Genomic DNA, 16,390 nt, shown 5'->3' on the forward strand with positions numbered 1-16,390 from the left:
TTAAGCCCCGAACATCCCCTGTTCGGGGCTTTTTATTTTGTGGGAACCTGCCGTTATGCTGTTATCAAGTGCATCCAGAAGCCTGGATCTGTCTTCTCCTCGAATTATGGGGATCCTCAACCTGACACCCGACTCCTTTTCGGACGGTGGTCACTTCGTGGGCAAGGACGCCGCCTTGCGCCATGCCGTCCAGATGGTAAAAGACGGTGCCGACATTATTGACGTGGGCGGAGAATCGACCCGCCCGGGTGCCGGTGCCGTCACCGAACAGCAAGAGCTGGACCGAGTCGTACCTGTGATAGAATCCCTGCGCCAGGAGCTGGATTGCTGGATATCGATTGATACCAGCAAGGCAATAGTGATGCAGGAGACGGTGAAGGCCGGGGCGGATTTAATCAATGATGTTCGGGCACTGCGTGAGCCCAACGCCTTGCAGGTGGCCGCCGACAGTGGCGCCGCCATCTGCCTGATGCACATGCAGGGGCAGCCCAGAACCATGCAGCAGGCACCGGACTATGATGATGTGACGGCGGAAGTGGCGGCGTTTTTGCAACAACGCCTGCAGGCCTGCGATCAGGTCGGTATCGATCGGGCGCGTATCTGTCTGGATCCGGGCTATGGTTTTGGCAAACAGTTAGAGCACAATTATGAATTGCTGGGCAAAGTCGGGCAGCTGCATCAGCTGGGTCTGCCTTTGCTGGCGGGAATGTCGCGCAAGTCGATGCTGGGGCAATTGCTGGGTCGCGAAGTCGACCAGCGTCTGGCGGGAGGTCTGGCCGCGCATTTGTTTGCGCTGAGTCAGGGTGTACAAATACTGCGGGTGCATGATGTAAAAGAAATGGCAGATGCCATGCGAGTATGGCAACAAGCCAGGCACTATCAGGGATAATATAATGAGCAGAAAATATTTTGGTACCGATGGCATTCGCGGCCGGGTGGGCGACTACCCCATTACTCCGGAGTTTGTGATGAAGCTGGGGTGGGCGGCGGGTAAAGTTCTGTCGCAAACCGGTACAAAAAAAGTGATGATTGGTAAAGACACCCGTATTTCCGGTTATATGCTGGAGTCGGCACTGGAGGCTGGCTTGTCGGCCGCCGGGCTGCAAGCCGCCTTGCTGGGCCCCATGCCAACCCCGGCCATCGCCTATCTGACCCGTACCTTCAGGGCCGAAGCCGGCATAGTGATCAGCGCCTCGCACAATCCTTATTACGATAACGGCATCAAGTTTTTCTCTCATGACGGTACCAAGCTGCCCGATGAGGTAGAGCTGGCCATAGAAGCCATGATGGATCAGCCCATGGACTGTGTGCCCTCGGAGCAGCTGGGCAAAGCCAGCCGCATTAACGATGCCGCGGGTCGCTATATCGAGTTTTGCAAAAGCACCTTTCCGTCCGAGATGCACCTGGATGGCTTAACCATGGTGCTGGACTGCGCTCATGGCGCCACCTATCACATAGCCCCGGCGGTATTTGAAGAGCTGGGTGCCAAGGTGATCCGTATTGGCGGCCAGCCCAACGGCATCAATATTAACGACAAGGTCGGCTCTACCGCTCCCGAGGCGTTGATTGCCGCGGTACAGGAGCATGGCGCCGACTTGGGCATCGCCTTTGATGGCGATGGTGATCGTTTGGCCATGGTCGACCACACCGGCGCCTTGCTCGACGGTGATCAGCTGTTGTACATAATGGCGCAGGATGCGGTCAAACGTGGTGCCTTAGGTGGCGGCGTGGTCGGCACCTTGATGACCAACATGGCACTGGAGCTGGCGTTGGCGAAACAGGATATCCAGTTTGTGCGTGCCAAGGTAGGGGATCGTTATGTGCTGGAACAGCTGAAGCAGCACGGCTGGAAGCTGGGTGGTGAAAACTCGGGCCATATCATCAGCCTGGATCACAACACCACAGGAGATGGCATAGTGGCCGCCTTGCAGGTACTGCGGGTCATGGTGGCCGGCAATCACAGCTTGCAAAGCCTGGGTCAATTGCTGCCTCTTTATCCTCAGGTACTGAACAATGTACGTTTTGAAGCGGGTACCGACCCCCTCAACAACAGTGAGGTAAAAAGCCGAGTGGCCACTGCCGAGCAAGAGCTGGCCGGGACCGGTCGCGTGCTGTTGCGCAAATCGGGCACCGAGCCCTTGATCCGGGTGATGGTGGAAGGGCCGGAGCTGGAACAAGTGACCCGCCTGGCGCAATATATTGCCGACGCCATACCGGCACCCAAGGCGTGAAGCTGGGCGCCTGTCTTTTAGTCACAACTATTTGTTGATATTAGTGTGGCTTGTCAGGCTGAGGGAACCACTCCTCCGACACGCCGTGAATACCTCCCTGTAGGCTCAAACCGCGCCATCCCTGGCGCGGATGGTCGGTGGAGCAGACACCCTCAGCCTTCCCATTGGCAATGGAGTGACCGGTGAATGTTACCTGCCGACAGCTCAGAGATTAAGAAGAGGCGGCTGGGATAGCCTCAGCCGACCATCACAGGACAGGGATGTCATGTGCTGAGCGACACATGGAGGTGCTTGAAGCGTGTCGGAGGAGGCTACCCGGTCGCCTCTGGGCATTATTCACTGGCTGGCGACTTGTGACGAAGAGACAGGCTTACGGCTGCCAGCTTTTAAAATGGTTGTAGAATCATCTTTTTGCTGGCTTTTCGCTCATTCGAACCAATATTTGAAATTTGCGCTTGTATCCGGTGAATCGTATCGCTAGTATTAGCCCCGCTCCCGACAGCAGTCTGATGCGGGGCTCAGACGTCAAGCAAAGGTATAGCTGATGTACGAAATTCTTTTAGTGGTGTATCTGCTTATCGCACTGACCTTAATCGGTCTGGTGTTGATTCAGCAAGGCAAGGGTGCCGACATGGGCGCTTCCTTCGGAGCAGGTGCCTCCAATACAGTATTTGGCTCTGGCGGCTCGGGTAACTTTTTAACCAAAGCGACGACCCTGCTGGCAGCCGGTTTCTTTGCGGTCAGTCTGATACTGGGTAACTTATCCAGCAACAGCACCAAGCAAGGAAGCGAATGGGAAGATCTTTCTTTACCTGCAGTAGAAGAAAGTGTCATCCCGGGTGATGTCCCTGTTATCAATAACAGCGACGTACCCGAATAAAAAAGTTTTTGCCGAGGTGGTGGAATTGGTAGACACGCTATCTTGAGGGGGTAGTGCCTGTATGGGCGTGCGGGTTCAAGTCCCGCTCTCGGCACCAAAATTGAGTTAGGTTGTACTTTTAAGTTCAAAGTAACTATAATTTTGTACGTTTTGTACGTTTTGTACGTTTCGGACGCGGGATGGAGCAGTCTGGTAGCTCGTCGGGCTCATAACCCGAAGGTCGTCGGTTCAAATCCGGCTCCCGCAACCAAATCCTCACGGTTATTGCAGCTCGTTTTAACGGTAGATGCGATAAGCGGTTGTCGAAAGACAACAGTCAGGGTACAGGTGAATAGCCCCGATTTGAAGATCGGGGCTTTTTGTTATCTGCACTTCAGCGCCAGTAACAATTGGTGCACATTCACTGGGCTGCGAGCCCTTTTTTTGTTTTCGGAGGGGTAGCTTTGGCTACATTGGAACAACGATTGACCGAGATGCTGACAGAGCCGGTAGAGGCTCTGGGCTTTGAATTGCTGGGGCTCGAATTTGTACGCGCCGGCCGGCATTCGACCTTACGTTTGTATATCGACCATGAAAACGGTATTGAAGTAACTGATTGTGCCGAGGTAAGTCGGCAAGTAAGTGCCGTGTTAGATGTGGAAGATCCCATTTCTACCGAATATGATCTGGAAGTGTCTTCTCCGGGTATGGCTCGCCCCCTGTTCAAGCCGGCTCATTATCAGGCCATTATTGGTCAGCAGGTAGAGTTATCCCTGCGTATGGCGGTGAACAACCGTCGTAAACTGAGCGGACTTCTGGTGGCGGTAGACGACACCATGATCAGTCTGGAGGTGGAAGGAACCCTGTTTCCCATCGCCTTCGCTAATATCCAAAAAGCACATCTGGTTCCGAACTTTGACTAACGAGGCGGTCGGACATGAATAAAGAAATATTGCTGGTGGTTGATGCCGTTTCTAACGAAAAGGCTGTGCCTCGCGAAAAGATTTTTGAGGCGTTGGAAACCGCGCTGGCCACGGCCACAAAAAAGAAATATGAAGGTGATATACTGGTACGAGTCGAAATCGATCGTAAAAGTGGTAACTTTGAAACCTTCCGTCGCTGGCAAGTGGTGGCCGATCAGGACGCCCTGACCAACCCTTACGGCGAGATGACGCTAGAAGCGGCTCAAATTGATGAGCCCGAGATTCAGATTGGCGATTTTGTCGAAGATGAAATCGACTCGGTTACCTTCGATCGGATCACTACCCAGACGGCCAAACAGGTTATCGTACAGAAAGTACGTGAAGCCGAGCGGATGCAGGTGGTTGAGCAATTCAAGGATCAGGAAGGTGAAATCATTACCGGTGTGGTCAAAAAGGCGACCCGTGATAACGTCATTCTGGACCTGGGCAACAACGCCGAGGCGGTAATTTTCCGTGAAGACATGCTGCCCCGCGAAACTTTTCGCAGCGGTGACCGGGTACGAGGCTTGTTGTATGCCGTTCGTCCGGAAGCCCGAGGCGCCCAGCTTTTTGTCAGCCGCAGCAATCCCGACTTCCTGAAAGAGCTGTTTCGTATTGAAGTGCCGGAGATCGGTGAAGAAATCATTGAAATCATGGGCGCCGCCCGGGATCCGAGCAGCCGTGCCAAAATTGCGGTTAAAACCAACGACCGTCGTATCGATCCTATCGGTGCCTGTGTTGGCATGCGTGGCGCGCGGGTGCAGGCCGTATCCGGTGAGCTGAACGGTGAGCGCGTAGATATCGTGCTGTGGGACGATAATCCCGCGCAGTTTGTGATCAACGCCATGGCCCCGGCCGATGTTTCCTCCATCATAGTGGATGAAGACAGCCATTCCATGGATATTGCCGTGGAATCAGGCAACCTGGCGCAAGCTATCGGTCGCAATGGTCAAAACGTACGTTTGGCGGCCCAGCTGACTGGCTGGGAACTGAACGTCATGACGGTAGAAGATTTGCAGAGCAAGCATCAGGTTGAAAGTGACAAGATCGTCAATCTCTTTACCCAGCACCTGGATATCGACGACGATTTTGCCGCGCTACTGATGGAAGAAGGCTTTTCCTCCTTGGAAGAAATTGCCTACGTGCCGGTCAGCGAGCTGTTGAGCGTGGAAGGCCTGGATGAAGACATGGTGGAGGAGCTGCGTAATCGTGCCAAGGACGCTCTGACCACCCGGGCGTTGGCCCAAGAAGAATCATTCGAAGGGGTTGAGCCGGCAGAGGATCTGCTCGCACTGCCCTCCATGACCCGGGAGCTGGCGTTTTTGCTTGCCGCCCGTGGTGTTGCGGATCTGGAAGAATTGGCAGAACAGGGTATTGATGATCTTGAAGGAATTGAAGGTCTTGATGAAGCCCTGGCTGGGGAGCTGATTATGGCGGCCCGTAATATCTGCTGGTTTGGAGACCAGACCGAAGAATAAGATCAGCGGAGGTAAATGAATGGCAGAAGTTACATTATCGCAGCTCGCCAGCGACATAGACACATCAGTGGATCGTCTTGTGCAGCAGTTTCGCGAAGCCGGCATAGAGAAGTCAACCGGTGATACCGTATCGGAAACCGAAAAGGCCGAGTTGCTGACACATTTAAAGAAACAGCACGGCGCTGAGGCAAAAGAGCCCAAGCGTATGACGCTGCAGCGTAAGACCATGAGCACCTTGAATGTGCCCGTGGTGGGTGGTAAGAGCAAGGCTGTTCAGGTTGAAGTACGCAAGAAGCGTACCTACGTAAGACGTGACACGGCTGAAGAGTTACAGAATCAGCTGCAAGCAGAAGAGCAGGCGCGCCTGGAAGCAGAAGCGCAGGCTCGTCGTGAAACCGAAGAGCAAGCCAAACGTGAAGCCGAAGAAAAGGCCAAGCAAGAGGCGCAAGAAAAAGCCAAGCGTGACGCGGAAGAAAAAGCCCGCCAGGCTCAGCTGCAAGCTCGGAACACCAAAGAGCAGGGGGCAACCCCCAAAAGCAAAGAGCAGAAAAAGGTGGACGATATGGCCAAAAGCGAAGCAGAAAAGTTGAAGCAACAGCGTGAGCAAGAAGTCTTGCGCAAAGCCGAGCTGGATGCCCAGAAGAAAGCGGAAGAAGTACGCAAGCTGGCAGAAGAAAACGAAAAGCGCTGGGCAGAAGAAGCCGCAGCGAAGAAGCCTGAAGATGCCGACTACCATGTTATGACCAACGCGTCTGCCAAGGCCGCCGAAGATGAAGCGGATAAAAGCGAAGAGCAGAAAGCGCGTCGTACCGGTGGCAAGAAGCGCAAAGGCGGCAAGAACAAAGAAGACCGCGAAAACCGTGAAAGCCGCAACGAGCGTCTGCGTAAAGGCAAGCGCGCCAAGGTCATGATGCCCAACTCGATGAAGCACGGCTTCCAGAAGCCGGCGCAAGTGGTTAACCGCGACGTCGAGATTGGTGAAACCATTACCGTGGCCGAACTGGCCAATAAAATGGCCGTCAAGGGCGCCGCCGTCATCAAGGTGATGATGAAGATGGGTGCCATGGCGACCATTAACCAGGTCATTGACCAGGAAACCGCGCAACTGGTTGCGGAAGAAATGGGCCACAAAGTCATTCTGCGTCGTGAAAACGAGCTGGAAGAGTCTGTGCTGTCCGACCGTGATACCGATGCCGAGCGTCAGACACGTGCACCTGTAGTGACCATCATGGGTCACGTTGACCACGGTAAAACCTCGACGCTGGATTACATTCGTCGCGCCAAGGTTGCATCGGGCGAGGCGGGTGGTATTACCCAGCACATTGGTGCTTATCACGTAGAAACCGATAACGGTATTATTACCTTCCTGGATACCCCGGGTCACGCCGCCTTTACCTCCATGCGTGCTCGTGGTGCCAGCGCCACCGACATCGTTATTCTGGTCGTGGCTGCGGACGATGGCGTTATGCCACAGACCGTAGAAGCGATTCAGCATGCCAAGGCCGCCGGCGTCCCGTTGATTGTTGCCGTCAACAAGATGGACAAGCCGGAAGCGGATATCGACCGCGTCAAGAGCGAACTCTCCCAGCACGGCGTGATGTCGGAAGACTGGGGTGGCGAAAACATGTTCACCTTTATCTCGGCCAAAACCGGTCAGGGTATCGATGAACTGCTGGAAGCCATTCTGCTGCAAGCGGAAGTACTGGAGCTGAAAGCCATTTACGACGGCATGGCGTCCGGCGTAGTCATCGAATCTCGCCTCGACAAGGGACGTGGTCCGGTTGCCACCGTACTGGTACAGGAAGGTACCCTGAACCAGGGCGATATCGTGCTGTGTGGTCTGGAATATGGCCGAGTGCGTGCCATGCGTGACGAACTGGGTCGTGAAGTGAAAAGCGCAGGCCCGTCTATTCCGGTTGAAATTCTGGGTCTGTCTGGCGTACCGGCTGCGGGCGATGAAGCCACAGTGGTACGTGACGAGAAAAAAGCCCGTGAAGTGGCTCTTTATCGTCAAGGCAAGTTCCGTGATGTGAAACTGGCACGCCAGCAGACCGCCAAGCTTGAAAACATGTTTGCCAACATGGAAGAGGGCGAAGTGGCCGAAGTGAACCTGGTACTGAAAGCCGATGTACAGGGTTCCATTGAAGCTATTTCCGACTCCTTGCAAAAGCTGTCTACCGACGAAGTCAAGGTCAAGATTATCGGCTCGGGTGTGGGTGGAATTACCGAAACCGACGCCAGCCTGGCCGCGGCATCGAATGCCATTATTCTGGGCTTTAACGTGCGTGCCGATGCGTCTGCTCGCAAGATGATCGAATCTGAAGATATCGATCTGCGTTACTACAGCGTTATCTATGAATTGCTGGATGAAGTGAAGTCTGCCATGACTGGCATGCTGGCACCGGAATTCAAGCAGGAAATCATCGGTTTGGCCGAAGTACGTGACGTGTTCCGCTCACCCAAGTTTGGTGCAGTGGCAGGTTGTATGGTCACCGAAGGTAACGTCAAGCGTAGCAATCCGATTCGGGTATTGCGTGACAACGTGGTGATTTACGAAGGCGAGCTGGAATCTCTGCGTCGCTTTAAAGACGATGTGCAGGAAGTGCGTAATGGCATGGAATGCGGTATCGCCGTGAAGAACTATAATGACGTACGTGTGGGCGACCAGATAGAAGTCTTCCAGATTGTAGAAGTACAGCGCACCCTGTAAGGGCGACGCCGACCCCGATTTTACCGGGGTCGAAAGCAGCGGCTGTGCCTGTGGCAACCGGCCGCTCTTTTGTCACCTGATTTGATATGAAGGGGCCTGTTGGCTCCTTTTTTAATGGGAAAATAGCATTATGGCTAGAGAATTCAGCCGCGCCCGCCGGGTTGGGCAGGAATTGCAAAAAGAAATTGCGATGATACTGCAGCGGGAAATTAAAGATGAGCGTCTGAAGCTGGTCACCGTATCCGGTGTCGAGCTGTCCAAAGACTTGAGCTATGCCAAGGTATTTGTCACCTTTTTGGAAAATGACCCGGAAAAAATTGCGCAAGGCATGAAGGTATTGAAAGATGCCAGCGGCTTTATCCGTAGCCTGGTGGGGAAAGCCATGCGGTTGCGCGTGACCCCCGAATTGCGCTTTGCCTATGATCAGAGCCTGGTGGAAGGCATGCGCATTTCGACTCTGGTATCCAGCACCATTGCCGAAGATAACCGTCGGATGCAAGAAGGCAGCAAAGACGAAGCAGAGCAGCAGCAAGACCAAGATCAAGAGAAGAAGGATTAATCATGGGGCGTCAGCGTCGATTTCGTGGCCGTGAGGTAGACGGCATACTCTTATTGGACAAGCCGGCAGGTATTACCTCCAACGATGCGCTGCAGCAGGTTAAGCGTATTTATGCCGCTGCCAAGGCCGGGCACACCGGGGCTCTGGATCCCTTGGCGACCGGTATGCTGCCAATCTGCCTGGGCGAAGCCACCAAGTTTTCCCAGTTTTTGCTGGAAGCGGATAAACGCTATCGGGTGGTGGCCAAACTGGGACTGCGCACCGATACCAGTGACGCAGACGGCGAAGTCGTTGAAACGCGCCCGGTCAATGTGGCAACCGGGGACTTGATTGAAGCACTGGACCGCTTTCGTGGCCAGAGCGAGCAAATCCCTTCCATGTACTCGGCACTTAAATATCAAGGCAAGCCCTTGTATCACTATGCTCGAGAAGGCATAGAAGTGCCACGAGAGTCTCGTCCTATCACAGTGTATGAGTTAACCCTGGTACGCTTTGAAGGCGATGAAGTGGAGCTGGAAATCCATTGCAGCAAGGGCACCTATATTCGCACCATAGTCGATGACCTGGGTGAAGTGCTTGGGTGTGGTGCCCACGTGGCGGTGCTGCGCCGTTTGGCGGTCGCGACCTATCCGGCCGAGCGCATGCTGACCCTGGAGCAGCTGGAGTGCATTCTCGAAAACTGCCGGGCGCAGGATATTGCGCCTCGTCTCGAGCTGGATCCCTTGCTGTTGCCCATGGATACCGCCGTTGCCAGCCTGCCGGAAGTCAATATGTCCGAGCTGGTGGCCGGTTATATCAACCAGGGCCAGGCAGTACAGGTATCGGGTGCACCCACGAGCGGCCAGGTCAGAATGACCGTCGGCGAGCAACGCCAGTTTATTGGTGTGGGCGAAATTGACGATGATGGCAAAGTGGCGCCCAAGCGACTGGTTCGCTAACGACCCCGTGCAGGGTGCTGCCGGCCCGAGCGACTCTTTTGCTGGCAGTGCCATTTTCTGGTTGCCAACACCGCCTTAACTGGTAGAATGCGCAGCTCGCTTTCCGGCTGAATTAGTGATCGGCTGGAAAAAACATTCATCTCTTTGGAGTACAAAAGATGTCACTAAACGCTGAAACTAAAGCCCAAATCGTTGCTGACCATGCCCGTGGCGAAGGCGACACAGGTTCACCTGAAGTTCAGGTTGCCCTGCTGAGCGCTCAAATCAACCACCTGCAAGGTCACTTTAAGCAGCACATCCATGATCACCACAGCCGTCGTGGTCTGCTGCGCATGGTATCCCAGCGTCGTAACCTGCTGGACTACCTGAAGCGTAAAGACGTTGCGCGTTACAGTGCACTGATCGCTAAACTGGGTCTGCGTCGTTAATCGACACAGTCAGTTTAACAAAAAGGGGCTTAGGCCCCTTTTTTGTTGCCTGAATTTTAGGGCAGGGGCAAGGCTTGACGCGAGAGGAGAAAAACACCGCGCTTGACGTCAGGAATTTCCCCCTCACCCCTGACACTGCACTCCTCACCTAGCGGCCTGTTTTCCCCTTGCAATTCTGTCCTTTAGGCAATAATCAAGTATACTGTGGCGGTAAATTAAAAGACCAAACATATTAAGGAATCTACAACGTGAATCCTATCGTGAAAACCTTCCAGTATGGCCAGCATACAGTAACACTTGAAACCGGCGTCATCGCACGTCAGGCGAGTGGTGCCGTGATGGCCAGCATTGATGATACCGCCGTTCTAGTCACAGTCGTTGGCAAGCGCGAAGCCGACGAAAGCAAAGACTTCTTTCCGCTCACCGTTAACTATCAAGAGCGTACCTATGCTGCCGGCCGTATTCCAGGCAGCTTCTTTAAGCGTGAAGGCCGTCCAACGGAAGGCGAAACACTGACCTCGCGGTTGATTGACCGCCCGATCCGTCCGTTGTTTCCCGAAGGGTTCAAAAACGAAGTTCAGGTGATTGCGACCGTGGTGTCGGTTAACCCCGAAATTGCCCCCGACATTATCGCCATGCTGGGTACCTCTGCGGCGCTGGCTATTTCCGGTATTCCCTTTGCCGGCCCGATTGGTGCGGCGCGTGTAGGTTACATGAATGGCGAATATGTGCTGAACCCCAGCATCAGCGAGCTGGAAAACAGCGAACTGGATCTGGTAGTCGCCGGTACCGCCAATGCGGTGCTCATGGTGGAGTCCGAAGCCAACATTCTGCCTGAAGAAGTGATGCTGGGCGCGGTGGTTTATGGCCACGAACAGTTGAATACGGCAGTACAAGCCATTAACGAGTTCGCCGCCGAAGTGGGTGCCACGCCGTGGGACTGGCAGCCAAAAGCCGAAAACGAAACCCTGAAAGCACAAATTGCCGAGCTGGCGAGCGCCGACCTGGGCGAAGCCTATCGCATTACCGACAAGACCGATCGTCGTGATGCCATCAGTGCCATTAAAGCCAAGGTGTTATCAGCCGTGCAGGCCGCCAACCCCGAGCAAAACGTGAAAGAGGTTCAAGAGCAGTTAGCTAACCTCGAGAAGCACATCGTTCGTGGTCGTGTGGTGCGTGGCGAGCCGCGTATCGATGGCCGTGAACCGGACATGATCCGTGCGCTTAACGTGGCCACCGGTCTGTTGCCGCGTACCCACGGTTCTGCCTTGTTCACCCGTGGTGAAACTCAGGCGCTGGTTGCCGCCACCCTGGGGACCGAGCGTGATGCACAGATGATTGACGAGCTGACCGGTGCACGCACCAACCGCTTTATGCTGCATTACAACTTCCCTCCTTACTGTGTTGGCGAAACCGGCATGGTCGGCAGCCCCAAGCGTCGTGAAATTGGTCACGGTCGTCTGGCCAAGCGCGGTGTGGCGGCAGTTATGCCCAGCGCCGAGGCGTTCCCTTACACGGTGCGTATCGTATCGGAAATAACCGAGTCTAACGGTTCCTCTTCCATGGCCTCAGTGTGCGGCACGTCACTGGCACTGATGGATGCGGGTGTACCGATCAAGGCCTCTGTGGCCGGTATTGCCATGGGTCTGGTAAAAGAAGACGAAAACTTCGTGGTGCTGTCCGACATTCTGGGTGATGAAGATCATCTGGGCGACATGGACTTTAAAGTGGCCGGTACCACTCAGGGCATTACTGCGCTGCAGATGGACATCAAGATCGAAGGGATCACCAAAGAGATCATGGAGCAGGCGCTCAAGCAGGCACGTAATGCCCGTTTGCACATCCTGAACGTGATGGACGATGCACTGCAAGCGCCACGGGAAGAGATTTCCGACTTTGCACCGCGCATTCATATCATCAAGATCAACCCGGAGAAGATCCGTGATGTGATTGGCAAGGGCGGCGCCACCATTCGCGCGCTGACCGAAGAGACCGGCACTACCATAGAGCTGGACGATAACGGCACCGTTAAAATTGCCGCCGTTGATGGCGAAGCGGCCAAGCTGGCCATTAGCCGTATTCAGCAGCTGACCGCAGAAGTGGAAGCCGGTACCATTTATGAAGGTCAGGTCGTGCGTTTGGCCGACTTTGGTGCCTTCGTCAATATTCTGCCTGGCAAAGACGGTCTGGTGCACATTTCTCAAATTACCGAAGAGCGTGTTAAAAACGTATCGGATCATTTGACCGTGGGCGACACCGTCAAGGTGAAGGTACTGGAAGTTGACCGCCAGGGTCGTATTCGCCTGTCTATTAAAGAAGCGAAAGACCCGGAAGTGGTTGCCGAGGCTCCCGCCGCACCAGCCCAAGAAGAAGCTGCCGCTCCAGCCAAACCTGAAGCCGCAGCCCCTGCGAGCAATGACGAGAAATCGGCCGAGTAATTAAGCCTGGTCATTATTGCTGGTAATAAAAAGCCGAGATAATATCTCGGCTTTTTTTGTTGATATTGGCCGCGGGTGGCCAATATTATTCACGCCTCACGCCTCACGCCTCACGCCTCACGCCTCACGCCTCACGCCTCACGCCTCACGCCTCACGCCTCACGCTTCACGCCTCACGCTTCACGCCTGGCCGTTACAGATGGCGCAGCAGGATGGCGTAATCGGCATCGATAGAGGCGGCCAACGGGATGAAAACCACGTGGCCGCTGCCCGGCGCGACGTCAATGTGCTCGCCTTTACGATTCTTCAGCTGCTCCAGGGTAAAGGTGATGTTGCCGGCCGGGGTCATCAGCTCGAGTTGATCGCCGACGCTGAACTTGTTTTTCACCTCCACCTGAACCCAGTCACCGTCGCGTTGGGTAATGTCACCGACAAACTGCTGGCGGGTGGAAACCGAATGACCGATGTCGTAATTCTGATAGTCGCTGTGGGCATGGCGCTTGAGAAAGCCTTCGGTATAACCGCGGTGAGCGAGGTTTTCCAGGGTATTCATCAAGGTGGCATCAAAGGGCTTGCCGGCGACCGCATCATCGATGGCCTTGCGATACACCTGAGCGGTGCGGGCCACGTAATAGAAGGACTTGGTGCGTCCTTCAATTTTTAACGAATGTACGCCCATTTTCGTCAGGCGCTCGACATACTGCACCGCGCGCAGATCCTTCGAGTTCATGATGTAGGTGCCGTGCTCGTCTTCATAGGTGGGCAGGTACTCGCCCGGGCGGTGGCTGTCTTCCAGTAACACCGGCTGATCATAGGGGGCACCGGCGCCGAGAGTGGGGGCGACAGCTTCTAGTGCAGGGTCGATTTTTTGTACGGCAATCGGCTCTTGTTTATGGACGATCTGACCGGCGTCGTCTTCTTTGGCGTCGTGAACTTTATACTCCCAGCGGCAGGCGTTGGTACAGGTGCCCTGGTTGGGGTCGCGTTTATTGATGTAGCCAGACAGCAGGCAACGGCCGGAATACGCCATGCACAGGGCGCCGTGTACAAACACTTCCAGCTCGACACTGGGGCAGTTGGCGCGAATTTCTTCGATTTCTTCCAGTGATAACTCGCGGGACAAGATCACCCGCTCGATACCGTAATCCTGCCAGAATTTGACAGAAGCCCAGTTGACCGCGTTGGCCTGCACCGACAGGTGGATAGAGACCTCGGGAAAATGCTCACGCACCAGCATAATCAAACCGGGATCGGACATGATCAGCGCATCCGGGCCCATTTCTATGACCGGTTTCATGTCGCGAATAAAGGTTTTCAGCTTGGCGTTATGGGGCTGGATATTCACCACCACATAGAACTTCTTGCCCAGGGCATGGGCTTCGTCTATGCCGATCTTGAGATTTTCGTGATTAAACTCGTTATTGCGCACCCGCAGCGAGTAACGCGGCTGGCCGGCATAGACTGCATCGGCACCGTAGGCGAAGGCATAACGCATGTTTTTCAGGGTGCCGGCGGGCGAGAGCAGCTCGGGAATAAACTGGGGAGTAAAAGTGTCGGACATTAGTATCAATCTCTGATTTCAGGTCAGCAGGCCGCCACCTGATGGCGGCCGAATCCGGTATTTTACGCTGCCGGAATACTAATATCGAGGGAAAGCAATGGGGGGACAGTGAGGAGTTTCGCGCCTTGCCCCTCGCACCTCACGCTCTGGTTACTTCGAGATATGGGCGATGAGGTCCAATACCTTGTTGGAATAGCCTATTTCGTTGTCATACCAGGCCACCAGCTTGACGAAGTTGTCGTTAAGGGCGATACCGGCCGAGGCATCAAATATACAGGTGCAGGTTTCGCCTAAAAAGTCGGTGGAAACAACCGCATCTTCGGTGTAGCCCACGACGCCTGCCATCTCACCCTCGGCGGCCGCCTTGATAGTGGCGCAGATTTCTGCATAGCTGGCCGACTTTTCCAGGCGTACCGTCAGGTCGACCACAGACACGTTGGGGGTGGGTACCCTGAACGCCATGCCGGTCAACTTGCCGTTCAGCTCGGGAATGACCCTGCCGACCGCCTTGGCCGCACCGGTGGCGGAGGGGATAATGTTCTGGCCAGCGCCACGGCCGCCGCGCCAGTCTTTATGCGAAGGACCGTCAACGGTCTTTTGGGTGGCCGTAGTGGCGTGCACCGTGGTCATCAGTCCTTCGACTATGCCAAAATTATCATTGATGACCTTGGCCAGCGGCGCCAGGCAGTTGGTGGTGCAGGAGGCGTTGGACACGATATCTTCACCTGCATATTTGTCCTGGTTGACGCCCATGACGAACATGGGGGTAGCGTCTTTGGAAGGACCCGTGAGCACGACTTTTTTTGCGCCCGCCTGTATGTGTTGGCGGGCTTGCTCGTCAGTCATGAAAATGCCGGTTGCTTCTGCGACGACGTCCACTCCCACCGCGGCCCAGTCGAGGGCGGCGGGGTTGCGTTCGCTGGTCACGCGTACCGGCTTGCCGTTGACGATTAATTGCTCGCCCTCTACTTTCACCTCTCCTTGAAACCGGCCGTGGGTGGAGTCGTACTTCAACATGTACGCCATATAATCCACGTCTTGCAAATCATTGATGGCTACAACTTCCATATCGTTGCGATCGCAAGCGGCGCGAAACATCAGCCGACCAATACGACCAAAACCATTAATAGCTACCTTGATTGTCATAATAAGCACTCTATGCTGGGAATGTGAAGCTGTTGCAGGCTAACGTTACAAGAAAAGGCACAACGTTAGGCAGATTGTAAACAAAATACGCTTGATATTGTAATAAATCAACAGGCGCTGACGTATCGCTGCCTGCGGCTTCACCCGCTGTGCCATCGGCCCTGACGGCGATTAGCCACGACGATAGTTGCCTGCCTTTAACTGCGTCAGAATGCGCTCAACGTCTTGCTGCATCGACTGTTGCTCGCTGGCAGTAAAGTGGGCATAGGCATTCATGCGATCCAGGCTAATGGTTGAGGAGTGATCCAGGCGCTGGAGTACTCGCGACCACACCCAGACCTCTTGATATCGCCGTTCGCGAATATACAGCGTCAGCAGGGTGGCAATAATATCGGTATCGATAGCGGCGTTTTGATCGTACAGGCTGAGGGCATGGTGCAAGGCTTGTTCGGCGGCCTGGCTGTTACGCAGTAACAGGAATGCTGCCAGGACTTTTTGCAGTTCAGGCTGCTGCATTTCGGGGCGTTCTGCCAGCTGAATAAAGCGCGCTTTGGCCTGGTGGCTGCTCTGATACTGCCAGTGCCACAACAACAGGTAAGGGTCATCGGACTGTGCCGTGCGGCTGGCCAGTTGCGTGATGGCCTCTTTGGCCTGAATAACGACCTCTACCTTGTCGTTTTTACGCTCCTGATGCTGAGGATCTTTAATGACCAGCCAGGGGGCCAGACAATTACGATACTGCTGCAACGTCTGTATTAAATGGTAGTCACTTTGGTCACCCGGCGCCGAGGCATGTTGCCCGTGAGCGTGGATGAGCGCGGTGCGTTCTACACGGCACGACTTGCCCTGATGCAGCTCGACACAGAGCGCCGCCGGATCTTCACAGAGATCGGGGATGCGATCTCGCTCACAGGCTGCTAAAAAGAGGGGGGTGACTAACATCAAAAACACACGATTGATATTCATTTGAGTATCTTCTTGGCTATCCTTAGTCTGGTAATCATACCCCCTATCAACTAATATAGGCGCACTTAAATAGAGCTGACGCAGCATTTGTTGATTCTTGCAATACCCATGCTC

General features: G+C 54.7%; 13 protein-coding genes and 2 tRNA genes. 12 read left to right on the forward strand and 3 right to left on the reverse strand.

What is annotated here, in order from left to right:
- Window positions 1-55: 55 nt before the first annotated feature.
- The 12 genes from folP (at window position 56) to pnp (ending at window position 12,603) form a co-directional block, all read left to right on the forward strand.
- A complete protein-coding gene (gene folP / locus ACN0VL_RS03530; protein ID WP_417614746.1) occupies window positions 56-889 on the forward strand; it encodes a dihydropteroate synthase in 834 nt (277 codons plus the stop codon).
- A gap of 4 nt (window positions 890-893) precedes the next feature.
- A complete protein-coding gene (gene glmM, locus ACN0VL_RS03535) occupies window positions 894-2,231 on the forward strand; it encodes a phosphoglucosamine mutase (protein ID WP_417614747.1) in 1,338 nt (445 codons plus the stop codon).
- Between the two features lie 544 nt (window positions 2,232-2,775).
- Window positions 2,776-3,111: a preprotein translocase subunit SecG gene (gene secG / locus ACN0VL_RS03540; RefSeq protein WP_417614748.1), complete on the forward strand. Its 336-nt coding sequence runs from the start codon at window positions 2,776-2,778 to the stop codon at window positions 3,109-3,111.
- A 10-nt stretch (window positions 3,112-3,121) separates the two neighbouring features.
- Window positions 3,122-3,208: transfer RNA gene (locus tag ACN0VL_RS03545), tRNA-Leu, on the forward strand.
- Between the two features lie 76 nt (window positions 3,209-3,284).
- Window positions 3,285-3,361 (forward strand) — tRNA-Met (locus tag ACN0VL_RS03550).
- A 193-nt stretch (window positions 3,362-3,554) separates the two neighbouring features.
- A complete protein-coding gene (gene rimP, locus ACN0VL_RS03555) occupies window positions 3,555-4,013 on the forward strand; it encodes a ribosome maturation factor RimP (protein ID WP_417614749.1) in 459 nt (152 codons plus the stop codon).
- A gap of 14 nt (window positions 4,014-4,027) precedes the next feature.
- Entirely contained in the window at window positions 4,028-5,530 is a 1,503-nt protein-coding gene (nusA, locus tag ACN0VL_RS03560; RefSeq protein WP_417614750.1) for a transcription termination factor NusA, read from the forward strand.
- 19 nt (window positions 5,531-5,549) lie between these two features.
- Complete coding sequence (gene infB / locus ACN0VL_RS03565; protein ID WP_417614751.1) at window positions 5,550-8,240, forward strand: translation initiation factor IF-2; 2,691 nt, start codon at window positions 5,550-5,552, stop codon at window positions 8,238-8,240.
- Window positions 8,241-8,370: 130 nt separating this feature from the next.
- Window positions 8,371-8,799 (forward strand): 30S ribosome-binding factor RbfA, encoded by a 429-nt coding sequence (rbfA, locus tag ACN0VL_RS03570; RefSeq protein WP_417614752.1) that lies wholly within the window; start codon window positions 8,371-8,373, stop codon window positions 8,797-8,799.
- A gap of 2 nt (window positions 8,800-8,801) precedes the next feature.
- The gene (truB, locus tag ACN0VL_RS03575; RefSeq protein ID WP_417614753.1) at window positions 8,802-9,737 is read left to right on the forward strand and encodes a tRNA pseudouridine(55) synthase TruB; all 936 of its coding nucleotides are present in this window, start codon (window positions 8,802-8,804) and stop codon (window positions 9,735-9,737) included.
- A gap of 158 nt (window positions 9,738-9,895) precedes the next feature.
- A complete protein-coding gene (gene rpsO, locus ACN0VL_RS03580; RefSeq protein WP_417614754.1) occupies window positions 9,896-10,165 on the forward strand; it encodes a 30S ribosomal protein S15 in 270 nt (89 codons plus the stop codon).
- Between the two features lie 248 nt (window positions 10,166-10,413).
- On the forward strand, window positions 10,414-12,603 hold the full coding sequence (gene pnp / locus ACN0VL_RS03585; protein ID WP_417614755.1) for a polyribonucleotide nucleotidyltransferase: 2,190 nt from the start codon (window positions 10,414-10,416) through the stop codon (window positions 12,601-12,603).
- A gap of 193 nt (window positions 12,604-12,796) precedes the next feature.
- On the opposite strand, the gene yegQ is transcribed toward pnp, so the two are convergent.
- The 3 genes from yegQ to ACN0VL_RS03600 all read right to left on the reverse strand — a co-directional run bounded on the left by yegQ (window position 12,797) and on the right by ACN0VL_RS03600 (window position 16,276).
- Window positions 12,797-14,164 (reverse strand): tRNA 5-hydroxyuridine modification protein YegQ, encoded by a 1,368-nt coding sequence (gene yegQ, locus ACN0VL_RS03590; RefSeq protein ID WP_417614756.1) that lies wholly within the window; start codon window positions 14,162-14,164, stop codon window positions 12,797-12,799.
- 150 nt (window positions 14,165-14,314) lie between these two features.
- Window positions 14,315-15,310, reverse strand: coding sequence for a type I glyceraldehyde-3-phosphate dehydrogenase (gap, locus tag ACN0VL_RS03595; RefSeq protein WP_417614757.1), 996 nt, complete (start codon window positions 15,308-15,310; stop codon window positions 14,315-14,317).
- A 171-nt stretch (window positions 15,311-15,481) separates the two neighbouring features.
- On the reverse strand, window positions 15,482-16,276 hold the full coding sequence (locus tag ACN0VL_RS03600) for a DUF2989 domain-containing protein (protein WP_417614758.1): 795 nt from the start codon (window positions 16,274-16,276) through the stop codon (window positions 15,482-15,484).
- Window positions 16,277-16,390 lie beyond the last annotated feature (114 nt).

This window comes from Oceanisphaera sp. (assembly GCF_048268965.1).
Lineage (GTDB): Bacteria > Pseudomonadota > Gammaproteobacteria > Enterobacterales > Aeromonadaceae > Oceanimonas.